At 37.6% G+C, this 24330-nt stretch carries 20 protein-coding genes and 1 riboswitch; of the genes, 1 reads left to right on the forward strand and 19 read right to left on the reverse strand.

The window, feature by feature from the left end; translation table 11 throughout:
* Positions 1 to 297: 297 nt before the first annotated feature.
* From PVA17_RS04205 to PVA17_RS04275, 15 genes are all read right to left on the reverse strand, one after another.
* A complete protein-coding gene (locus PVA17_RS04205; RefSeq protein WP_274066986.1) occupies positions 298 to 1644 on the reverse strand; it encodes a sodium-dependent transporter in 1347 nt (448 codons plus the stop codon).
* A 491-nt stretch (positions 1645 to 2135) separates the two neighbouring features.
* Entirely contained in the window at positions 2136 to 3659 is a 1524-nt protein-coding gene (locus tag PVA17_RS04210) for an SH3 domain-containing protein (RefSeq protein WP_274066987.1), read from the reverse strand.
* 951 nt (positions 3660 to 4610) lie between these two features.
* Positions 4611 to 5195: an ECF transporter S component gene (locus PVA17_RS04215; RefSeq protein WP_132363123.1), complete on the reverse strand. Its 585-nt coding sequence runs from the start codon at positions 5193 to 5195 to the stop codon at positions 4611 to 4613.
* 221 nt (positions 5196 to 5416) lie between these two features.
* Positions 5417 to 5613, reverse strand: a riboswitch (FMN riboswitch).
* A gap of 271 nt (positions 5614 to 5884) precedes the next feature.
* Complete coding sequence (locus PVA17_RS04220; protein WP_274066988.1) at positions 5885 to 7189, reverse strand: RNA polymerase subunit sigma; 1305 nt, start codon at positions 7187 to 7189, stop codon at positions 5885 to 5887.
* A complete protein-coding gene (gene sigX, locus PVA17_RS04225; protein WP_132363127.1) occupies positions 7186 to 7719 on the reverse strand; it encodes an RNA polymerase sigma factor SigX in 534 nt (177 codons plus the stop codon). Before sigX ends, PVA17_RS04220 begins: the two co-directional genes overlap by 4 nt.
* Before the next feature lie 77 nt (positions 7720 to 7796).
* Positions 7797 to 9578, reverse strand: a complete 1782-nt coding sequence (locus PVA17_RS04230) for an ATP-binding protein (RefSeq protein ID WP_132363129.1) — start codon at positions 9576 to 9578, stop codon at positions 7797 to 7799.
* Positions 9571 to 10287 (reverse strand): response regulator transcription factor, encoded by a 717-nt coding sequence (locus PVA17_RS04235; protein WP_049668637.1) that lies wholly within the window; start codon positions 10285 to 10287, stop codon positions 9571 to 9573. The genes PVA17_RS04230 and PVA17_RS04235 overlap by 8 nt, the downstream gene beginning before the upstream one ends.
* Before the next feature lie 454 nt (positions 10288 to 10741).
* Positions 10742 to 11929: a c-type cytochrome biogenesis protein CcsB gene (ccsB, locus tag PVA17_RS04240; protein WP_132363131.1), complete on the reverse strand. Its 1188-nt coding sequence runs from the start codon at positions 11927 to 11929 to the stop codon at positions 10742 to 10744.
* Positions 11926 to 13590 carry a cytochrome c biogenesis protein ResB gene (gene resB / locus PVA17_RS04245; RefSeq protein ID WP_132363133.1) on the reverse strand — a complete coding sequence of 555 codons (1665 nt, stop codon included), beginning with the start codon at positions 13588 to 13590 and terminating at the stop codon, positions 11926 to 11928. Before resB ends, ccsB begins: the two co-directional genes overlap by 4 nt.
* 13 nt (positions 13591 to 13603) lie before the next feature.
* Positions 13604 to 14137, reverse strand: coding sequence for a thiol-disulfide oxidoreductase ResA (gene resA / locus PVA17_RS04250; protein WP_274066989.1), 534 nt, complete (start codon positions 14135 to 14137; stop codon positions 13604 to 13606).
* Positions 14138 to 14463: 326 nt separating this feature from the next.
* Positions 14464 to 15195 (reverse strand): pseudouridine synthase, encoded by a 732-nt coding sequence (locus PVA17_RS04255; RefSeq protein ID WP_132363137.1) that lies wholly within the window; start codon positions 15193 to 15195, stop codon positions 14464 to 14466.
* A 500-nt stretch (positions 15196 to 15695) separates the two neighbouring features.
* Entirely contained in the window at positions 15696 to 16283 is a 588-nt protein-coding gene (locus PVA17_RS04260; protein WP_274066990.1) for an Asp23/Gls24 family envelope stress response protein, read from the reverse strand.
* Positions 16284 to 16621: 338 nt separating this feature from the next.
* Positions 16622 to 17692: a D-alanyl-D-alanine carboxypeptidase family protein gene (locus PVA17_RS04265; RefSeq protein ID WP_274066991.1), complete on the reverse strand. Its 1071-nt coding sequence runs from the start codon at positions 17690 to 17692 to the stop codon at positions 16622 to 16624.
* Positions 17693 to 18025: 333 nt separating this feature from the next.
* Entirely contained in the window at positions 18026 to 18619 is a 594-nt protein-coding gene (gene scpB, locus PVA17_RS04270; RefSeq protein WP_132363269.1) for an SMC-Scp complex subunit ScpB, read from the reverse strand.
* Positions 18591 to 19370 (reverse strand): segregation/condensation protein A, encoded by a 780-nt coding sequence (locus PVA17_RS04275; protein ID WP_274066992.1) that lies wholly within the window; start codon positions 19368 to 19370, stop codon positions 18591 to 18593. The genes scpB and PVA17_RS04275 overlap by 29 nt, the downstream gene beginning before the upstream one ends.
* A 55-nt stretch (positions 19371 to 19425) precedes the next feature.
* On the opposite strand from PVA17_RS04275, the gene PVA17_RS04280 reads away from it, so the two are divergent.
* A complete protein-coding gene (locus PVA17_RS04280) occupies positions 19426 to 19932 on the forward strand; it encodes a DUF309 domain-containing protein (protein ID WP_248718322.1) in 507 nt (168 codons plus the stop codon).
* Here the strand turns inward: PVA17_RS04280 and PVA17_RS04285 are convergent.
* The 4 genes from PVA17_RS04285 to sigF all read right to left on the reverse strand — a co-directional run bounded on the left by PVA17_RS04285 (position 19926) and on the right by sigF (position 24320).
* Positions 19926 to 20300 carry a GNAT family N-acetyltransferase gene (locus tag PVA17_RS04285; RefSeq protein ID WP_132363147.1) on the reverse strand — a complete coding sequence of 125 codons (375 nt, stop codon included), beginning with the start codon at positions 20298 to 20300 and terminating at the stop codon, positions 19926 to 19928. The two genes, PVA17_RS04280 and PVA17_RS04285, sit on opposite strands and share 7 nt — an antisense overlap.
* Positions 20301 to 20499: 199 nt before the next feature.
* Positions 20500 to 21819 carry a diaminopimelate decarboxylase gene (gene lysA, locus PVA17_RS04290; RefSeq protein WP_132363149.1) on the reverse strand — a complete coding sequence of 440 codons (1320 nt, stop codon included), beginning with the start codon at positions 21817 to 21819 and terminating at the stop codon, positions 20500 to 20502.
* A gap of 245 nt (positions 21820 to 22064) precedes the next feature.
* A complete protein-coding gene (locus PVA17_RS04295) occupies positions 22065 to 23513 on the reverse strand; it encodes a spore germination protein (RefSeq protein ID WP_274066993.1) in 1449 nt (482 codons plus the stop codon).
* Positions 23514 to 23528: 15 nt separating this feature from the next.
* The gene (gene sigF / locus PVA17_RS04300) at positions 23529 to 24320 is read right to left on the reverse strand and encodes an RNA polymerase sporulation sigma factor SigF (RefSeq protein ID WP_053483127.1); all 792 of its coding nucleotides are present in this window, start codon (positions 24318 to 24320) and stop codon (positions 23529 to 23531) included.
* Between the last annotated feature and the right edge of the window lie 10 nt (positions 24321 to 24330).

The raw sequence follows: 24330 nt of genomic DNA on the forward strand, positions 1-24330 counted from the left end.
TTCACCACTCCAATGTAATTTTAATTAACACAATTCTTTTATAACTGTTTTTAAAATACATTAAAAGGATGAAAAACACAATATTAATGTAAGGTTTTATTACATGCATTTTATCGAATATATGTATCTTTTTTTCAGATAAATAGAGCCCCTTTGACAGATTCTATCCAAAAGCAGGAGACGCCCTGCAGTATGCGTATACATCCCCACCACTTCTGTACCTATCGCTCGCTTTCGGGTCACTAAACGATATTAAAATAGGTTGCATCCCTTCAAACGGAATGCAACCTACTCACTTTAATATTGTAAAAGCATATTGACAAACACAACGATAATCACAAAAGGTACTACTATTAACATCAGTAATCGATACGTTGAATAGAACCCCTGCCCCATTTGACTTCCTATTAATAATTCCTTCTTCACAAATTCTTTATCAACTACATACGCAATAAAGATAGCAATCAATAAGTTACCTAACGGAAGCATTAAATTAGAAACTAAGAAGTCAGTTGCATCAAAAATCGTTTTTCCAAAAATTGATACATCAGCTAATGTACTTGATGAAAGCGCTGCAGGAATCGCCGCAATAAAGACTACTACACCTAGCAGCATCGTCAATGCAGAACGAGACATACGTCCCTTCTCCATAAATGCCGCTACGATAATTTCATACAAACTGAATGAAGAAGTTAACGTTGCGAATAAAAATAATAATAAAAACATCGCTAAAAATATTTCACCAAATGGCATTTGACTAAATGCTGTTGGCAGAACCATAAACAGTAAGCCGGGTCCAGATGCTGGTTCTAAATCAAAAGCAAATACAACAGGGAAAATCGCTAATCCTGCTAAAAACGATACAAGCACAGTGAGAAGAACAACGGAGCCTGCGGAATTAGGTAAGCTCACATCTTTCTTTAAATAGGAGCTGTACGTCACAAGACAAGAAAACCCTACCGCTAAGCCAAAGAAGGATTGTCCTAACGCTTCTAATATAGCCTTTCCAGTGATATTGGAAAAGTCAGGCCATAAGAAGAATTTAACCCCCTCCATTGCTCCATCTAATGTTAAAGCCCTCATAACAAGCACAATAAACATAAGGAATAATAAAGGCATCATCCACTTATTGGCTTTTTCTATACCATTTTGCACACCAAGTGAAATAACTATTACATTTACTAGCGTAAACAGCCCTAAACCTAGTAATGTAATCCAAGGTGTTCCTACAATCTTTGCAAATAGTTCACTAGGATCAACGGAAGAATCAATAACAGCCCCAGTCACACCAAGGCCACTGTATATAAAGATCCAACCCCCTACAACACTGTAAAAACTTAATAATAAAAAACAGCCGAGCACACCCATGCGCCCAACCCAAGCCCAACCTGTTTTCGTAGGTGCAATTTTTTTATAGGCAGTTACAGCCTCAGACTGTGTACCACGACCTAAAATATATTCTGATAATAACATCGGTAAACCAATCAACAATGTAAATAGAACAAAAATCAGGAAAAACGCTCCCCCGCCACTTTGTCCAGTAACATATGGAAGCTTCCAAATTGCCCCCAGTCCGATTGCAGCTCCAGCCGATGCTAAAATAAAGCCTAGTTTACTAGACCATTGACTCTTTTTTCCACTCATCTCTTCAAACTCCTCTAACTTACTCAACTCTTCCTTATTCTACAATAAAATAATACACTCGACTAGATTAATTCTATATGTTACTTTTGCGTAATATTATCCAACACCTCTACCATTCTACATAAAAAACCTCGAAATTCTGATACTAGTATTACCAACCTATGTATCTGTATATGATTACATAGTTTCTATCATGCGATATCGTGTAATGGGTGCGTTTGTAGGCTGGGGGATAGAAGAACCTCTGAGGATAAACAATGAATGAAATCACACATCAATCTGTGGGCTTGTGCGTAAAATTACACACAAGTCCTTTTGTTATACTTTCTCAATCACTCCAGTAACTTAACAAAAGACGTTGTAGCTCCCATCAAGCAATCTGTGTCAATGAATTAAGTTATGAAAGGTTCGAGGAGTGTCAAGAAAGGATTTATTAAACATAAAAAAGAAAAGATGACTTTTATAGTCACCTTTTCACTTGTAAGCAGAATTTAGTTATTGAATATTTGCTCGTAACGGTGGAAGAATGCCACTGCGTGCGCTCTTGTTAGAGAATCATTTGGTTTAAACTCTTCATTTGTTTTAGTAGTTGTTAAACCATTATCACGAAGGAATTTAATAGCTTCTGACTGAGATAAAGTCTTACCATAATGCATTGAAGCTAAGATACGAGCGAAGTTACCCCGTGTGATATCCTTACCTGCAATGGCTTGTTTGGATGCTGTGTTTGCACCTAGAACTGGTAGAGAGTATTTTGTAGCCAGTTGGTAGTTTTTGTCACCATACCATGTAGTATTAGCTTTCGTTGAAGCTAGTTCTGATGGTTTGAAGTAACGGAATAGGATAGTTAACATTTGGTTTTCCGTTAAGTTAGTGTACGGTTTAAGTAAGTTTTCGTACTTGCCTGTTGATGGGTTTTTCACGTTTAGGTATCCACTAATGATACCGATGTTGACTGCCCACTTAAAATCCTCAGCCCAGTATTGGTTTGCATTGTAATCAGCAAACTTTGATACATCAACGTTTCCCGTTGTTGGCGGTGTTACTGGAGGTGTTGGCGTTGGTGTTGGTGTTGAAGCTGAGTAGTTTAAATAACTTGATGCTACATACCCCTTTGTCCCGTCATTTCTTTTCACAGGATACCAAACAAAATGGTTTTTCTTCGTTGATACTTCTTCATATTCAAAAGGACCCGTAATGGTAACAATTTCGCCTTCACGTAAAGTACCCATAGCAGGACTATCCTTAGTAGGTCTTGTCCTTAATGTTACATTAGTTGTTGTTGCACTAACTTTCTGATTTGTTTTAAAAAAATACTTTGATTTTGTTAATGGTACATCAAATTTATAGTTCATCGCTGAAAATTTAATATTTTCCCTGCTGTTAGAATCATATTGAAAATGTTCGCGTTTAAAAGGCAGCTCTGTTAAGTCTATTAATTCCAATTTCTCAATAATTCGGAGAATTCTTTCTTGATAGGCATTTGCATTTCTTTCATTAGTTGCTTGGACAATTGGACTATTTACTGGTTTAGTACCGTTATAAGCCATGATAGCGAAGTACCAATGTTCCAATACATCTCTTTCCCCACCGTTGATGCTAGGCAAATCCTTCCGCTTAAACATATCATCTAGAGTCTTTACACCAGCTTGAATATTATAGACAATATCGCTTTTTAGTCTATCTTGATCGTAGCCAGCTTGATTTGTAATTTGCATAATGCCAATTCCATTATCTGCTGTCACAATCGCTTCACCTTTACTATCGAAATGACGCCAATTTCCACTTTCACCTTCCGCTATTGCCTTCACAATTTCAGGTGGAACATCATAACTCAGTGCTGTTTCGGTTAACAAACAGTTCATTGTGGAATAATCAGGGTTTACATTCGATGCCGAATCATACTTACATGTATTTGCAATATTATTAGCTAATACATTTTTATCTATGTTTATAGATAGAGAGAGGGTACCAATGGCAATCACACTAATCAAAGGTTTCAATATCTTTTTCATATGTGATTATTACACTTCCTTTCATATTTTTTAAAGATAAAAGATTCAGATATATATTATCATAAACCCAATATTTGAGATAGGGGTAATAGTCAACATTCCCTTTATTTAACATTTTCAAGTGATAAATGATATCTCAAACATATATTGTTTAATTTTAATTCGGTGTAAATAGCGATTGTTGGATTTTTACTTTTTTGTGAAATAAGTAAGCTTCCTAAAGTCCATTGAAACAAGCCCAAGCAAAATCTATCACGCTCTGTAAGCTTTCTACGATTGTTGTTGTAAGCTGACTCAAAGTTGAAACAATTGAGTTACTTTTGGAATCTAAAAGCAACATACCAAAATGTCACCTTCGTACTTTAGTGGTATATAAAAAGAGGGAGGAATTGCCTCCCCTTATGTATGATGTTATAGGTATTGCTCTTAGCAAAAGAACCATCTTTCTTCGAAACATTCTATCAACCTCAATCAAACCTGCTAGTTCTAAATTCTGAATCAATGCACGAATTCTTCTCTCATTTCACAAACAACGTCAATTATCTCATTGTTGAATACAGTTGCAGGAGCATAACCAAACATCTTGCCTACGATATTTCAGATACACAACGAGCAAATTCAAATACACTTATAGGTAATGTATCATCCGTTGAGAAAAATTAGACCTTCTTCTCCCTCTCGATTGTATTGTAGAAGTGGTTTCTTACATGTATATCGCCCACAATATCTTTTAAGAAATTCCTTCGATTGAGATTCGTCAATATCTAGTAATTGTGTTACCTTAATACCATCTTGTTAGGTCAGTGTATATTGCTTAAATTCTGTAACTCTTTCTCATCTAAAAAATCTGCAATTGCAAATTTAAGCAACAAAAAACACCTCCTAGACTTTAACAGTCCAATGAGGTGTCATTACTTGAACACTATCCTAAATCAAACTTTATTCTAGAAATTAACTCATATACATAGAACGCTGATGATGAATCCATTTACGCATTGTTGTGAATAGTAATGCCATGAGAATAGTAATTAAAATACCTTTCACAATGTTAAATGGCAAAATACCAGCTACGATCATTTTATATAGTGAATCACCTACAACAGGCTCCATACCTAAAAAGTAAGTGTACATAGGTAAAAATACAACATAGTTAAGAATGCTCATTCCTACTGCCATTACAATTGTTCCAGCAGCTAAACCTCCGACAAGGCCTTTAACTGTTTTGGAGCGATTAAATACAAAGCTCACTGGTAGAATAAATAAAATACCTGTTGCAAAGTTCGCGATATGTCCTACCGGTACTCCCGTTGGCGTGCCTGAGAAAACCCAGTCCAACACATTTTTAAATAATTCTACTAAAATACCGGCTACAGGTCCCATAGTAATCGCCGCTAATAATGCTGGCATATCACTGAAGTCCACTTCCAAAAACGCTGGAAACGGCGGAATCGGGAAATTAAAAAGCATTAATAAAAACGAAATACTGCTCAGCATGCCAATCGTAATATACGATTGAAGTTTAACATTTTTCTTCATTGAAAACTCTCTCCTCTTTGCTGATTCAATCTCGCAAGAAGAAAGGTTACGACCTAATCGATCATCATCATGAAAAAACCCTTATGCAAAGAGCATAAGGGAGAATAGGCAAGATTAAAAAACGCCATTAATTAACTATTTTCTGAGCATACGCTGTGTGAAATCACATCGAAAAAACGCTCGTACATAGTTAAATTCATAACAATGAATGACGATCGTACCTCCATCTTCTCCCATCCAGACTTTAACTGTCGGCCTTGGAATCGCACCAAGTCAGCCATGCAAAAAAATATTTGCACAGGTCGCGGGCTGAAGAGCCTTTCGTAAATATGCGAGCTAATATGTCTTAAAGGAAACATTAGCGATTTACAACTCTATTACCGCCGGTCGGGATTTTCACCCTGCCCCGAAGATGAATCATTATTTTTTTGTTTCATAGCCTTACTATAATGAATTATTAGAGAAAAGTAAATAGCTTTGCTTAAAAAATTCCGATTAAACTTGTATGCTTTAAGCGCATGAAAAGAGCTTAAGTCCATATCCATCTCACCACCTATTGAGGTGAGAGACATTTCTGTACAGGATGCAGGATGCTTTGCTTTCGCTGCAATAATAAGAGCATTCACGCACATATAGTGGCGAGAATGCTCCAAAAAATTTCTTTAATTCTATTTTTGTTGTTAGGCTGTTTATGGCATATATCGTTTATTGGCTCCTACAGGCTTTGGCAAGAAGTTTTTTAAATCAAATCCTTCCCAGCTTTCCTGTACAACATTGTCTAGACGTATTTGTTGTTCAAAACTTGCAGCAGTAAGCATCATAGCTTCTATCATTTGAGTTGCACGAACAGTATCCATGGTCGTTAAATCAAGCGGCTCATCAAATGTAACAATAACACCTTCTGCTACTTCTTTCACACTGTATGTTATATTTTCCGGTACAACTGGAACGTATACATCATCATTTTTATTTCGCATAACGGTAAGCGCTTCTGTAACAGTGGAAAAAGTTTTACGAGTATCGGGTGATAAATATTCAGCTCCATTTTCATCTTTATATAAATAATAATTAAAATGATTTGCGCTTGTTAAGGTCATAGACTTACTTGGCTCTTCATCCTTAGAAAATTTGTAGGCTGTACCATCAGAATTTTCAAACTCAACATCTTTATACTCTGAATCTGAGAATGTATCCTGTAAAGTATCTAAATATTCTTTCGTATCTGCTGAAGCAACATCATAATCATTTTTCTTCGGCAAAACATGAACGAGTTTATCGCCCTTCTCCTTCAATTCTCCTTTATATGGATGATAGTTAGTAAAACCATTTGCTTTTTCATCAATTTGCGGCGCATACTTTTCATACATTTGTAATGTTGTAGGCTTTTTCTTCGGAAAATCAGTAGCTACTCGTTCATTTGGAATGATATACGTCATCGGCACGCTTTTCTTATCACGATTGGCCAAACCAATATGAAATACAACTGCATCTGTTAAATCTTCCGCATAAACAGATGATCGTAGAGACATGATCCTTGAATGTTCTGCTACGATGTTGTTGGATTCCATCATCTTATCATGGTTGATAGAGCTTTTCGCTACATGATCGTCTGGCGATATTGAATATTGAGAGGTTTCAGGCGCATTAGCCTGGTCTATTTTTGTATCATTATGATTTAGCAACGTCGAGCCTGTAAATACTGTTAAAGCGAAAACTGCTGCAACACTCATAAAAATTGGCCATTTATGAACTTTCTTCTTTGTTGCTGTCTCTGTACTTTCTTGTTGTGGAGGATTACCGTGTTGTTGCTCTTGTGCTGTTATTTCATCATCTATTGGTTGTTGTATAGCTCCTTGAAGATGAGCATTATCCTGCAAGCGAGCATCTGTCAATAATCGATTTAATATTTCTTCTTTTGAACGGCGGTCAGAAAGCTTAGGGGCATTATTTAATAGATGCTCAAGTTGGTCATCATCAAATTGGTTATGTGTCATTGCCATTTCGCCTCCTGTTCTCTAACCTGTTGTAGCTGTTGTCTTAAAAATTTAATAGCACGATGCTGAGTGGTTTTTACCTTCGCTTCTGTCCAATCTAGTATTTGTGCAGTTTCTGCAATCGATAAATCTTGAAAGTAGCGCATAATAATGACCATTTTTTGGTCACCAGTACAGTGTTCAAGTGCTGATTGTACCTGCATAAATTCATCACTGGCCTGCAGCACGTCTTCCGGTGATGGTGTGGTTGAATGTAGCTGTTCCGTTTCCCAATCAAAAAAATCAAGTGAATGTTTTTGGCGTACAGCCTGCTTTCTAAAATGATCAATAGCGACATTTTTAGCAATAGCAAAAAGCCAAGTCTTTTCGCTACTATTTCCTGCGAACTGATCATATGAGCGCAAAACGCGAACATAAACCTCATGCGCTAAATCCTCAGCAAGTGTACGGTTTTTTACTAAATAAATAAGAAACTGGAACACATCTTGATGATATGCATCGTATAATCGATGGAACACGGAGTCATTCAAAGCACTCCACCCCCGTTCTCTTTATATTTGTCGTCTAAATGTCCACAGAAGTTACATCCAATTAATACCACTCTTTATTAATATGAATCAAAAGGTAAATAAAAGGTGAAGGTAGTCCCCTCTTTTAGCACACTATCTACCATAATATTGCCCGAATGTGCCTTGACAATATTTCTAGCAATAGCTAAACCTAGGCCAGTTCCGCCTTTAGAACGTGTACGCGCCTTGTCTGCTTTATAGAAACGTTCAAAGACATATGGTAAGTCCTCTTGAGGAATACCATGCCCTGTATCCTGGACAGATATTTTGGCAAAGGTTGGCTCCTGCTCAACCTTCACTGTTACTGACCCTTCATCAGTATGACGGAGAGCATTATCCACTAAATTCGTTAATACTTGTTCAATTCGATCCTCATCTATACTAATCGAAGCTTCGTCATTAAATTCACTGTCAAATATTAGGCGAACATTTTTCTCTTTTGCAACCTGTGCAAATTTTTGAGTAATACGTTCAAATGTCGAATTAATTGGAAGCTCATCCTTGTACAGCGTCATATGCCCCGATTCCATACGCGCAAGATCTAATAAATCTGTTACGAGACGTCCCATACGTTTCGATTCATCATAAATAATTTTTGTAATCTCATTACGTTCTTCTTGATCCTGTATAAAATCATCATCCATTAAAGCCTCTGAATAACCTTGGAGCATTGAAATTGGCGTCCGTAGCTCATGAGACACATTGGCAATAAAGTCTGAACGCAGTTTTTCTAAACGATGCTGCTCCGTCATATCACGAATAACCGCAACCGCTCCACGTATCGATTCCTCACTATAAAGTGGGCTAATCGTAAACGTATAGTAACTGCCATCCATTTCTATTTCTTCTTCAAGCTTATCCTCAAACATCAGTACATGATCGAGCATATGATAAAGCTCAGGCGGAATTGGCTTCGCACTTTGTGACCCCTTATTGACAAACCACTTTTGCATTAAACGGTCCGCTGGTGGATTACTTAATAATATTGTACGATCACGATTAAAGGTAATAACTGCGTCTGTCATCGATGTTAATATATTGGAAAGCTGTTCATTTTCTTGGTTGATCACTTCTAAATTGTGTTTCAATTGACGGCCCATTTGATTAAAGGCAACTGCAAGCTGGCCAATTTCATCATTTTGTGTAGTCGGCATTTTCGCTTCAAAATTCCCTTTAGAAATTTCAAACGCCAGCTCACGCATTTTACGTAATGGTGACGTAATACGTGATGAAAGGAAAAACGCAAAAAATGTCGTCAACACAAAGGCTATGAAAGCTGATAGAAAGACAATTTTCGTCGTCTCTTTCGATGTTTTATGCAGCGCATCCGGACTTTGATAAATAAAGACAGCTCCGTGTACAGCATTTTCCACATTTAGCGGGAAACCGAGCACAACATACGATTCCAATTTTTCTTCGTCCGTGGAAGATGGCATCATCATTTCCTTAATAATCGGTTTATCTGATTGAAAAACTTCTTGAAACGATTTATTGGCTAAAATCATATCCTGTATTTCTTTTTTATTGACACCTTCCTGCATAGCGAAAGAAACTCTATCATGGTTAATAGCAATAAGCGCATTTGTACTTTCAGGTAAAATATCTTTTAATAATTCCGAAGTCGACTCTGCTGTTTCATTATCATCTACTATACTTGCAACTGTTGCTGCAGTTTGACGCAAGGAGCTTTCTGCTTGTTGCATATGGTAATTCTGAAGAAACTCAAGCATTAAAACCGTGAAAACAAACAATACAAATGAAACGAGAAGCAATATGGTTACCCATAGCTTCCCGACAACACTATTCCATATTCTATTCATTGACAACCTCAAATTTGTAACCAACGCCCCATACAGTAACAATCATTTTTGCAGCGTTTTCAGATACACGGTTGAGCTTTTCGCGTAAACGTTTTACATGTGTGTCAACTGTACGTAAGTCGCCAAAGAAATCATAATGCCAAACTTCTTTTAGTAATTGTTCACGGTCAAATACTTTGTCTGGTGATTTAGCTAGGAAATAAAGCAATTCATACTCTTTAGGCGTTAAATTTACTTCTATACCTTCTGCTGTTACACGGTGAGCATCATGATCGATCATTAAATGTTGGAACACAACTAAATCTTTTGAAGAAGAAGCATTTGTCGAAGGTGAGAATGCTTGTGAACGACGTAATATAGCCTTCACACGTAACACAACCTCACGAGGACTAAATGGTTTTACAATATAATCATCTGCTCCTAGCTCAAAGCCTTGTACACGATTCGCTTCCTCGCCTTTTGCAGTTAATAAAATAATTGGTGTTGCTGCTCGTTCACGGATTTCCGCACAAACTTCAAGTCCGTCTTTTTCAGGCATCATAATATCTAATAAAATACAATGATACTCTTTTTCCAAAGATTTTTCGATCGCTTGTTCACCATTTTCTGCCTCGTCAACAAGGTACCCTTCTCGCTCTAAATACATTTTTAATAAGCGTCGAATACGATCCTCGTCATCTACTACTAATACTGAAATATTTTCTGACACTTTCACGATCCCTCTCTTCTAATCTTTCTCTACCTTCTATTGTACATGGTACAGCACATATTGAAAAGAAAAGAAAAGAAAGCCTTCTTGCCACAGCAAGAAGGCCTCTTCTTTCCAATACTAGCGACGTAAAAAATCTCATATGTGCTCAAAATCAATTATATCTCGGCATAATTGCATCCGGAATCGGTTTTACGCTTAGGCCTGCTGGCTGCATGTCAGTTAGCCGGATGCGATGATTCCGTGACATCCGCCGGAGGCTTTGGGCCGACACGAGGTTGGTCACTCAGGCGTTTTCACTGAATGTGAAGTTTTTAGCCTAAGTTCCTCTATTTCAGCAGGTTTTTTGTACCACTTAAATTCACCTTTATCTACCACCTATAAAGGTAGGAGACTTCTGTACCTGTCTCTCACTTTCGATACAAAAGACTTTTGCTGAAAGAAGTTAATTGGTTTAAGCCGAAGCGTATGAGTGTAAACCTGCAAGAATCAAGTTAACAGCAATTAAGTTAAATAATATTATTGCGAAACCAATTAATGCTAACCATGCAGATTTTTGACCTTCCCAACCTTTTGATAAACGTAAGTGTAGGAATGCTGCATAGAATAACCATGTAATAAGTGCCCACACTTCTTTCGGATCCCATCCCCAAAAACGACTCCACGAAAGTTGTGCCCAAATCATTGCAAAGATTAAAGCACCTAACGTAAATACTGGGAAACCAATTAACACGGAACGATAACCAATTTCATCAACTAATTGTAAATTTACTCGTTTGACAAAAGGTTGGAAAATCGCACTAATTCGACGTCGTGCAATTAATCGAATCAATAAATATAAAACAGATCCTACTAATAATGACCACACAACTGTTGTTAATTTCTTCGCATTAATGAGCGGAGGCATTTCTACTAACGGAGACATGCCATGTTCTTCAATTGCCTTATATTCATTCATACCAAATAGTGGCGGCATTTTGTATTCAATTTGACGTCCATTACCCTCTTTATCAACATAAGTATATGTTGAATCGTAACCCAACAAACTAAAAAAGCATGTAGCAATTACGAAACCAAGGACTACAACAAGGAAGAACATTACCGATTCTAACCAGAAACGTTGTTTAGAAGGTTTCTTTAAATCAACTACTTTCAATAAATAAATTAGTCCTGCTACCGCACTAATTGCTAAAAGTGATTGCCCTAAAGCAGCTGTAATAACATGAATGGTTAACCAGTGACTTTGTAAAGACGGCATTAAAGGAGTTACCTCTTTCGGGAACATCGCCGCATAAGCAATTATTAATAACGCCACAGGTAATGCTACTAAGCCTAGGGCCGTCACGCGATAAATAAAATAAATCAAAACGAATGCCCCAACAATGAACATGCCAAACGCAGTCGTAAATTCAAACATATTACTAACAGGTGCATGCCCTGCATAAATCCAACGAGTGATAAAATAACCAAGCTGCGAAAGTAGACCTATAATCGTGACAACAATTGCAACCTTACCCCATTTTTCAGTATTTTTGCCTGTTGCATTCGATTGTTTTATCGAACCACCAAATAAAAAAGTCGCAACTAGGTAGGCTATGAATGCTACAAATAATAGGTTTCTACTTATGTCAATCAAACTCATAAGTTGTTGTCACCTTCCTTTTCCTTTGTGGATTTCTTGACATCTTCTGACGCATCTAACTGATCTTCATATGGTGGTAGACCAGCAAATGTAGTGACTGTATCTAAATCCTTTTTCATACTGAACATATTTTTATTCACATGGGCAGCCATCAATACTCGGCCATCAGGCTCCACCTGTAACCATAAACGTCGGTGGTTCCAATACGAGCCAATTACTACACCAATCATAAAAATAATACCGCCGACAAATAACATTGGTATCGTACTATCCTTACGAATTGTAAAGTTTGATGAATTACGCGTCTCTACTCCTGTGAATTTCATTCTATATTTGTTTTCACCAAGTGGTTCAAAAGGTGGCTTCCTAATTTCTACAAAGCTTACTTCACCTTTTGGCGTTTCTGGTGTTGTCATTTTAAATATAAATGCTGGATTATTTGGTATTGATGTTTGTGTTTGTGGTTCACCATCTTTAAAACCAGAAAAATCTGGTGTATACACAAGAATCTGTACTGAAGAACCATTTCCTAAATCATATTCCTTTTTAGGATTCGTTAAATCAATTTCAATTTGTCCTAGTGACTCTTCTTCATTTGCTTTATTCACTAATTTAAAATTCATCTGTCTCAACTCATTGAGGCGATAATTCATTTGATACAGTGCAAAACTGTTTTCTTTTAACGGATGATTGACACGAATAGAGTAATCTCTCAATTTTTTAAGATTGTCTGTATCTCCAGGAAGAGCTCCGTCAGGTTGTTTGTACAATGTGATGTCTGTTTGATAGTTTTTCGCCATAGCATTGACACCTTGGTTTGATTGCTCGTCCTGTGGCTTATTGTCATGGGTTTCCAAAATAAATTTATTATTTTTAATAAAATAGCCGTCCATCCCTGGTATAGCTCGTGTCTCACCTTCACGGATCCAAATCGTCTCATCCACATAAAAACCAGGTACTAAGCGCAGCATAACACCTGCTAAAAAGATAATGAGACCGACATGATTTATGTATGGGCCATATCGAGCAAAACGGCCGCGCTCTGCTAGCAATGCACTTCCATCACGACGAACGCGATATTTTAGGTCAGTCATTTTTTGCTCAACTTTATCTAGCGTTTCTTCAGGGTTTGGCACTTGTCCTTCCGCAACGATACGTTGACGCTTCATGAAACTTTCATGACGTTTAACGCGTTGATTTTTTAGAGACTTGTGTAATGGTAAACCACGGTCTAAACTCGCAACAATAATAGAAATCGCAAGCATGCCCACTAAAATTTGGAACCACCAAGTACTATACAAATTAGAAAGTCCTAAATTATTATAGAGTTTGCCCAACAAACCATACACTTTCTCATAATACTCTGCTTTACTAGGTTCAGGGACATTAACATACATCGCTTGCGGTAGTATTGTTCCAATTGACGCTGCAACTAACGTTATAATAATAAGGGCAATCCCGACTTTTACATTCGAGAAGAAATTCCAAATTTTATCGACAATTGTTGTGTTATACGTTTTTGAGCGAATCGCCATTCCGTCGTAGCGCATATCAACAACTTTTGTTTGTTTACCTTCCTCAGTTAAAGGACGACCACATTTCTCACAAAGCTTCGTGCCATATGGGTTACTATGACCACAAGCACAAATAATGTTTTCCATAGTCATTTACTCCTTATTTTGGCTTCACTAATTCCATGTACGAAGCAATTTTTCCTTCCTCTAATTCACCAGTAATAATTTTGGCCACTTTACCATCTGGATCAATGACAAGAGTTGCAGGTAAATTACCTACATTGTAGGTAGTACTAACGCTTTTCGTTTTGTCAATAACTACTGGGAACGTTAATTCATGTCTATCGACAAAATTCTGTACTTCAAAATCTGTTTGCGCAAGATTGACCGACAATGTTTGTACACCCTGATCTTTAAAGACTTGATACTGACGATTTATTGCAGGCATTTCTCTCTCACACGGCCCACAAAAAGTTGCCCAGAAGTTTAAAAATACTCCCTGCCCTTTATAATCAGACAGCTTATGTTTTTCACCGTTTAAATCTACTAACGTGAAGTCTGGTGCTTTAGAGCCCACTGCTATTAACTCTACTTTATCCTTTGTTGCTGTTCCGTATACCGTGTAACCAATTGCTAAGACTAAGACTGCCAAAATAATGGTACGAATGACGAGACGTTTTTTCTTTTTCTCCAAGTTAATAAACCCCCTATCAATTTACGGCTTAGAGTAACTACAACTAACGCTAAGCTTTTCATACAAACATCCATATGTATAGATTTTACCATCTAATTTTCAGCATTTACATGTTCACTCGTGCGCAAACGCCACCTCACAAAAAGTGGAAACGATTTCATCAGGATGCAATTAAACTAGGTTAGCTATTCTCACCTATTATAGCAAAATGAAGCAGAAACGCTTAGCTAATAATTATGAATGATTTATGAACGATTTCACTAATAAGAAAGTGAATACATTGCTATTACACATAGATGTATCACTTTCTCATAGAAAATGCGGATTTATCCGATTTTTCCTGTCTCCGCTAACACGCGCAATTGCTTCACTTCATGCTTTGTTAATTCACGATATTCTCCCGGAGCTAGCCCGAATAAATCTAAAAAGGCAAAGCGTTCACGTTTTAGTTTAACTACTGGAGTACCGATCGCCTCGAACATGCGACGCACTTGACGATTTCGCCCTTCGTGGATCGTAATTTCACAGATTGCCTTACCTGCTTTTTCATCAAATGAAGTCATACTAACCATTGCAGGAGCTGTTTTGCCATCTTCTAACTTAATTCCTCGTTGAAGCTTTTTTAAACCTTCAATCGTTGGAACACCTTTAACACGAGCAATATATGTTTTGTCGATTTTAAATTTCGGATGTGTCAGCATATAAGAAAATTCCCCATCATTTGTCAATAACAATAAGCCAGATGTATCATAGTCGAGTCGGCCAACTGGGAAAATTCGTTGCGGAATATGCTTAAACAAATCTGTGACAGTTTTGCGTCCTTTGTCATCTGTTACAGCTGAAATTGTTCCACGTGGTTTATATAGTAAATAATAAACCTTATCCTCTTTCTCAAGCTTCACGCCCTCTACTTCTATCGTATCTGAGTTGGATACCTTTGTACCTAGCTCACGCACTACGACTCCGTTCACCTTAACTTTACCTTCTACAATCAATTGTTCTGCCTTACGTCTAGACGCCACACCAGCATATGCAATGACCTTTTGTAATCTTTCCATTCTTTCACCTCTAATTTTCTTTCACCTTGGTTTGACACCAAGCATTAAACCTCATTCGCATATTATGAATAAGGTTATTTTTCCCGCTAATCTGTGAAAATTATGTCATACTTTTATACATTATTAAAGAAAAACTAATTATGGATAAATAATTAAATGATTTGAAATAGTTTTTATCAACTAGTTTCTGGATAATTTGTACATAGCTTGAGTTGTTTTCCGTTTTGGTTTGGCGCTTTTCTGGCGGGCGTACGATGAGCCGCTTGGGCCAGCAGATGTTTCTTGCTTTCGTCACAGAAAAATTGCCACAGGACGTGGCGTTCTTAGACTGAGTCCTCTATTTCAGCCAATGACACCCGCTAAAAAGTGTCTTAAAACAGATACATCTCACCACCTAAAGAGATGGGAGAGACTTCTGTAGTTGACGCTTTGCGTTCGCTTTCAAAACACTTGCTGAAAGGAAAAACAAAAAAGCCACCATTTTAGGTAGCATGTCAAAACTATTCATTTTCACTATATTTGTTTTCGATTTTAAGTCCATAATTACTTAATTCTTTATTAATAAATTGCTTCGCGCTTGATAACTTTTCGGTTAAAGATTGTTCAATTATTGAACCATCCTGTAAGGTGAAAATCAATTTTTCTGGTATACTGACACCGTTTTTTGCCAAAATAGTCTGCTCAACCTTCACAATATCTTCCCAACTTGTATAATCTTCTTGTAAACTAAAAAAATAATTCATATGAATTCCTTTTGTATCAATATATTGATAGTTATTAATACATAAAAATATCAATGCGCTAGCAAGTACAAACGATGACCCCACGATCCCTCGTTGAATATTCTTCCCTTTTTTTGTTTTAGGCGTCACTAAAAAATTGATGAATAACATGACCGCTATCATGATTAATACTACCATTAATACAATATACGTTGTAAAAAAAGGGTCAAAAAAATAATATTCCTTAGGTCGATAGAACAACTCTTGAATAGGATATAAAAAAATAAAAGGAGCGATAAAGCTTGACAAGAATAAAATAATTATTACCCCTATTTGATATTGCTTATTGTGTGATTCACTGGTCATAAACAATTTCTCCCTTCTATTAATATCCAAAAATCTAATTAATTACTAGTCTAATTAATTTTGACTATCACCAAAACGTGTGGTTGATTTCCGTTCCGACTGGCCGCTTTGCTGCTTTCGCCACAGAGCAAAGCTTCCTGGGGCGTCCAGCCTCCAATCCAATCAACTTATTTACATAGTAGACGTTTTAACAAAAGTCATCCATAACTTTTGGTGATGAACCTTAATTTTACTAAACTGCCTACATATTGTTAAATAATTCTGAATACATTCGTACACTGTCGCCCACAAACGTTATCCTGAATGTGGGTCATAAACAAAAAAACAGCGAATCGCTTTTAACGATCCACTGATTCAACTTTTACTGGTACTGCATAGATACGCTCTTCACCTAGAAAGATGGACAGTACACCTTCCTTACGTTTTCTAGAAACATGCAAAACTTGCCTTACACTATCTTTTTCTTCTTTATTTAGCTGTAAAAGAATTGGTTCCTCTAAACGAATAGAGAGGTTTTTATTGACTTTATATTTACCTTTTTTCACCACTGTTTCAAGGCTGTAATCTTGCCAAACCTTGCTGGCTAAACCTCGATGTACATTCCAGTCATCGGATTCATTCAAAGTAACGACAATACATGTTTGCCCGTCCTTTTGGAAGGCAGTTGCAAGGGTTCGACCAGCTACCTTTGTAAAGCCTGTTTTTCCGGCAAATGCTGAACCTTTAGCTGATTTTAATGCATTAACAGGTTGTTGTGTCTCATCGCCTATTTCAACGGCAACCCCTGACCCTTCTCGTAATAAACGGTGCTTATTTTCCCATAACATCCCGTTTTCAGTATTGGCACGATATAGAACTGTGGAGGCAATCTTCTTGAACGTTTTATTTTGGAGAGCAATTCTCAACATTTCAGCAGTATCTCTAGCTGACGATAAGTGCTCATCATGGTGCAAACCAGACGGGTTCATAAATACTGTATTTGTGAGACCAGCAACAACAGCCCGCTCATTCATTAACTTTACAAATCCTTCTACCGATCCGCCGGCATGCTCTGCTAAAGCTGTTGCTGCGTCATTTCCTGAGCGAAGCATCAAACCATATAACAATGTTTCTACCGTAACCTTTTCACCTGCTTGCAAGTAAATGGACGAGCCCTCAGCCGTTGCAGCCCTCGGTGAAATAACTACTTCATCTTGAAGATTGCTATTTTCAATAGCAACAAGTGCTGTCCAAATTTTTGTTAAGCTAGCGATTGGTAACCGTGCATCACTATTTGATTCAAATAAAACACGGCCCGTATCACCATCTAAAACAGCATATCCGCTACCCCCCCGTGCTAAACTGGTTTCTGGAACCATTAACATTACCACGACTATCATGAACAATATTAAACGTACTAACCGAAGCAACGAGCCACTCCTTATTAAAAGTAATAGGAAAATATAGATTAAATTTATGTTTCAAGCTAAGTATTATACCAATCAATTATGCCCCGACATAATTGCCGCTGTCGCGCAGATTAACAATGCGTCCTGAATCGGCCTTTGTACTAAGACCAGCAAATGTTTTTTGTGCGAAAGCGAAGCAGCAGCCGTAACATAGCACGAAGTTGATCACTCAGTCGTTGCCACAGGACGTGGCGCCCTTAGACTTAGTTCTTCTGCTAATATTTGGACATATGTACCTGTCGCTACTCTTCCGGTACAAGATATTTGCTGCAAGAAGTTCAATTATGCCTTCATTTACTTTACCCCACTAAAGGTTTCTTGGAATTTCGTCATAAATAGATCTGTTTCTTGCTCTTGTTCAACTAACTCTTCTTCAGGTAAAGGCGGCATTTCATCCATACTATTTAATCCAAAGTAGTTTAAAAATTCTTTTGTAGTACCATATAAGATTGCCCGTCCTGTCCCTTCCGAGCGACCGACTTCCTTAATTAGCCCTCTAGAAACGAGCGTTTGAATTGGTCTTTCACATTTCACACCACGTAAATCTTCAATCGCTACACGTGTAATTGGTTGTTTATAGGCTACAATAGCCAATACCTCAAGTGAGGCTTGCGATAATGATTGAGCAGTTGGATTTTCTACTAATCTTTGAATGGTATCTGCTAAATCAGATTTTGTTATTAGTTGATAAACCCCAGCCATTTCTTTTATAGTAACGCCTCTTGCTAAATCTTCTTCATAGGTTGTTTTCAATACTTCCATTGTTTGTACGACTAACTCTTCCGGTTCGCCTAAAAGTTGAGACAATTGTTTGATAGTTAAGCCGTCGTCTCCAACAACAAATAATAAGGCTTCTATTCTACTCTGTAGCATCATTGTTTTCGTCATCATCCCATTCCTCCTTCTGTAATGTAACTGTTAATTCTTCAAAGTTACCGTCTTGCTCTACGATGACGACCTGACGTTTCATCAGTTCAAGAATAGATAAAAACGTCAGAATAAGCGTTGGCTTATCTTCATGGGGAAAAAGCTCGAAAAATGATGCACGTCCACCTGTAGTTCGTAATGAATCGACAACTGAACGCATTTGGTCTTTCACTGAGCGTTCTTGCCTCGCTACAGTTGTTTTTAGTGGTTTCTTTAATTTTTTTCGACGCATTAGTTTTTGAAAGGCTCCAAGCATATCATAGATGTTGACGTTCAGATCAAATAACGCCATTTGCTCATCTGATGCTAACTCTGATAAATCTGCTGGAGGCCGTGTAAATACCTGTGCACGATCTGTTTCAAGCTCTTGCAGGCTACTCGCTGCTTCTTTATATTTCTTATACTCTATTAAACGTTGCACCAGTTCTTCACGAGGGTCTGGGCCATCGACTTCTAATTCGGCATCTTCAAGCTCACCTTCATGAATTGGCAAGAGCATACGACTCTTAATAGCTAATAATGTTGCAGCCATCACTAAATATTCACTAGCCTCATTTAACTCAAGTACCTGCATAGCATGTATATGGTCGATATATTGTTGAGTAATTTCAGCCATTGGGATATCATAAATATCAATTTCCAATCTGTGAATTAAATGCAATAATAAATCAAGAGGCCCTGAAAAGGCTTCTAATTTTACTTCATAAGACATTGTTTTACCACCCTGAGATTCTATGTTCTTTTAGTATAGTAGAAAGGAGTCCAAAATGCATCCACAGCATCACACTTTATTTATCGACTATTGTGCTTTTTTCAATGGAAATCAAGATTTTTTTGAATGCCATGAAGTCCTTGAGGAATACTGGAAAGATATTGCTCCAGGTGATAAAAAGCATCCTCTCGTTGGATACGTACAACTCGCAACAGGTTTATATCATTGGCGACGAGATAATTTTATTGGTGCTGCGAGAATTTTAGAAAAAGCACTTCATAATTTTCAACATAATAAAGGCCACATCTTTTTTGACGAAATTGATTACGAAATACTATTAACACAACTAACAGATTCACTTTCTGCTACCCAAAAGGGCAAGTCCTTTCAAGCATTTCAACTTCCTCTTTCAGCCATACTAGAGGAATTAGTATTTACTCGAATACAAATTTTACCACCAAGTAATACTAACTATCTTCTTCATAAACATATGCTTCGAGATCGCTCACATATTCTTGCAGAGCGTCAAGAAAGCAAACAAAGAAAAAGCAGACGTCAATGATCGTCTGCTTCTTCATCGATACAATTTATACATTTTTGAACAATATTACGCGTTTCCTCTGTTGCACGCACACTTTCATACTGGCCAAGGTCTGCCACTTCCTGTAGCATTTCCTTTGCAACACCTTCACCTCTATAAGAAGGGACAACGGAAACATGTTGAATCATAGCTATATTATTACTGTCTGTTACAAGTCCAACAATGCCTACATACTCATCGTTCTTTTTCCATAAATATAAAACCCAATTATCATCATTTTCATAGGAGTGGATTGTCTCTTTGAGCTTTTTTATGTCTTTTTCGTTAGGCATAAACGAGAGTAGCCCCATTGCTATTTTCTCGAAAGCTTTTTTATATCGAATTAACATATTTGTCTATTCCCTCATTTTCTAGCTGTACATAATCTTTGACTATCCTACACGATTTGTACTTTTACCGCAAGTCAATTTCTGTCTTACGAACCAGGTCCGAGAATACCTTTAGACGCCAATACCCAATAGACAACGCCCCACAACAAAATAAAAGTTGAAATGGACGCTAGTAATACCCATTTGTTTTTTCTCATATTTACTCACCCTTTTTTAACGTTAGCGGGAGATCGTTTTGAACAATATCTTCATAACTTTCGCGTCGAATTGCTAATTGATGCTTGCCATTTTCTACAAATACAACTGCTGGTCGTGGCACACGATTATAGTTACTCGCCATAGAATATCCATACGCACCAGTACAGAAGATTGCTAGCACATCACCAGAAGCTGCTTCCTGAAGCTTAGCATCAATAATTAATTTATCGCCAGATTCACAAAGTTTACCAGCCACTGTATATGTTTCACTTTTCGATTCATTTGCTTTACTTGCAATGACCGCCTCGTACTTCGCATCATATAGTGCTGGACGGATATTATCACTCATACCACCATCAACAGCAATATACTTACGAACATTAGGTACTGTTTTTTGTGAACCAATTGTATAAAGTGATGTTCCTGCATCGCCTACAAGTGAACGCCCTGGTTCAATCCAAATTTCCGGCATAGTTAGACCAAGTACAGTCGCTTTGTTTTTTACAACTGTAATCATATCCTCTACATATACTTGTGGCTCAAGCGGTGCATCTTCCTCAGTATAACGAATTCCGAAGCCCCCTCCTAAGTTTAACACAGTACATGTAAAATCGTGAGTTTTCTTCCAATCAGAAATCTTATCAATTAGTTTTTCTCCTGCTAAGCCAAAGCCCGCTGTATCAAAAATTTGTGAGCCGATATGGCAGTGTAATCCTAGAAGCTCTAAGTATTCATGGTTAAAAGTTTGTTGGAAAGCTTCATCTGCTTGACCATTATTTAAGTCGAAGCCAAATTTAGAATCCGCTTGACCTGTCGTAATAAAATCATGCGTATGTGCCTCAACACCTGGTGTGACACGTAGTAAAATACGCATTTTTTGTTGACGGCGCTCTGAGATTTCTTGTAAAAGTTGAATTTCATAGAAATTATCCACGACTATACAACCGATTTTCGAGTCAAAGGCTAATTCTAATTCAGCAATGCTCTTATTATTACCATGGAAATGAATGCGCTCTGCAGGGAAACCAGCTTTTAAAGCTGTAAATAATTCTCCACCAGAGACCACATCTAAAGATAGACTTTCTTCTGCCGCTAATTGGTACACAGCTACACATGCAAATGCTTTTGAAGCATAAGCTACTTCTGCTTTTACACCTAGTTTTTTAAACGTATCAATAAAGCCGCGTGCACGCTTCCGAATAAGCGCTGTATCATACACAAATAAAGGTGTACCATACTCTTTTGCAAGCTCTAATGTATCTACCTGTCCAATCGTTAAATGACCATCTTCAGAAATCGCTTGTGTTCCATAAAAATGCATGTGCATCTCTCCCTTTTCACATCGTTCCATCTTGTGATTTTTAGTAAGGATAATCTTAGCCTACAATCCTTATTTACAGATGTATTGCTTCATTCAAGAAGGGTTCGAACAGTACACGGGAGCTAATATCACATATGCCTACACCTTATCGTGGTGAACCTTTTGATGAACGAAGACAATTTTCGCAAAAATCACAAAATACTATATTGAACTTTATCATATGAAAAAAACGAGTGCAACGGCTCCTATGATCTTTTTCGATGTTCGGAATCGACGACATAAGGCCTTAATGCATCTGCTGTCATTGGGAAACGGATAAGTACCCGAAGCATCGCTTTTGGAAAGAACGGAATAAGCGGCCACAAATATGGTGCTTGCATCGGACGTAATGAACATAAATACGTAAATAATAGAAAGATCCCGATAAATAACCCATTAACTCCCCATATTCCAGTCATTATTAACAAAACTAGTCTAAAGAGTTTAATGGAGATACCGAGCTCATACGACGGAATAATAAAGGTCAGAATAGCTGAAACGGCTGTATACAACACTACTTCTGGCGAAAATACCCCAACATCAATAGCAATTTGACCAATGATTACACCGGCAACTAACCCCATTGCAGTGGATAAAGGTGATGGGGTATGAATGGCGGCCATCCTTAAAAACTCTATCCCAATATCGCCAATAAGTACTTGTAGTAAAACGGGAATATGTGATTTTTTCTTTGCCTCTAAAAAGGATAGCTCATCCGGTAAATGTATCCCGTGCGTTGCACATAAATACCACAAAGGCAATAATAATAAACCCATAATTGCTCCAAAATAGCGCATAAAACGGACGAAGGTTCCAACTGATGGTGCCTGCCTGTACTCCTCAGCATGCTGCAGTAAATGAAAAGCCGTTGCTGGCACAATAATGACAGAAGGAGATGTATCGACAACGATGGCTATATGTCCCTCAAGTAAATGCGCTGCAGTAATATCTGGTCGTTCCGTATAACGAACAAAAGGAACTGGGTGAAACTTTTGTTTAAACAGCCATTCTTCTAGTGATTTATCAGTCATCGTCAAGCCATCATGTTTAATTTCTTTAATACGCTGCCGCAATTTATCAAGCGTTTCATCACTCGCAATACCCTTTATAAACGCTAGCGCGACATCGGTTTGACCGATTTCGGATATTTTATGTAGCTCGAAACGTAAATTACTATTGCGAATTCGCCGACGAATCAAAGCAACATTTTGTGAAATACCTTCTATAAAGCCGTCCCTAGATCCACGAATAACCTTTTCATTGTCAGGCTCCGCAGGGGTACGTCCAGGATAACTTCGAATCTCAGCAACATAGCCATAACCACTTTTCGTTATAAAGGCTACTTGTCCACTTAATATTGATAATAAAATGGCTTCACGCTCGGTTTCCTCTGAACGGCCTTGGTAATTGAAATAGGCTTCAAAATACTCCTTTTCATCCTCAATATCAATGTCCTCATCTGGCAGCATATTGGAGAGTAATTGTGTTAACACTATGCCATCCACAAGTCCGCTTATATATGCACAAAGAACCGGCAAATCTTTGACAAATACATGCTTAATACTAATGTCAAATGATTCGCCGTCACCAAATTGTTCTTTAAGAAAATTTTCGGCTTCTTCTAAGCTGTTAAAAAGTTTATCTTTTTCTGTCATGCTGTCACCATTTTCTTAGATGTCTTTTTTTACTTCTTCCTCTTCAACTGTGGCACTTGTAGCCATCCAATTTTTTAATTGGGCAAGAATTTTTTTCTCTAATCGCGATACCTGAACTTGAGATATCCCGAGCCTATTAGCAATTTCAGTTTGGGTACAATCTGAGAAATACCGTAAATAAATAATGGACTGCTCTCTAGGCTCAAGTCTTGTAAGTACCTCTTTTAGTGGTATATAGTCAAATGGCTGCTCAGATTTTTCGTCCTTCATCTGATCCATTAATGTAATAGAATCCCCTTCGCTCTCATACAATTGTTCATGCAAGGAAGCGGGATCTCTTAATGCATCGGAAGCTGTTACAATTTCCTCAGATGTGACGCCAAGAACCTGTGCTAATTCATGAATGGTTGGTGGATGCTCATTTTTTTTAATGAATTCATCAGTTGCATGACGAATTTTAAAATTAAGCTCACGAATAGATCGGCTAACCTTCACCATACCATCGTCCCTTAAAAAGCGCTGAATTTCTCCGATGATCATTGGAACAGCATATGTCGAAAATTTAACATCATACGTTAGATCGAATTTATCTACAGACTTCATGAGCCCTATGCAGCCAATTTGAAATAAATCCTCGAGCTCCACGCCCCTGCTTGTAAAACGTTGGACGATAGACCACACAAGCCTCGTATTCCCTTCAATCATTCGTTTACGAGCCTCATGATCGCCCTGCTGTGCACGTGCAATTAAATCTCGCATTTCTCCCTGTGACAATAGCTTATCGGACGACTGTTCTAGCGGCTTCACAATCGTAGCC

The sequence above is a fragment of the Lysinibacillus sp. CNPSo 3705 genome (assembly GCF_028674935.1).
In the GTDB taxonomy this organism is placed as follows: Bacteria; Bacillota; Bacilli; order Bacillales_A; family Planococcaceae; genus Lysinibacillus.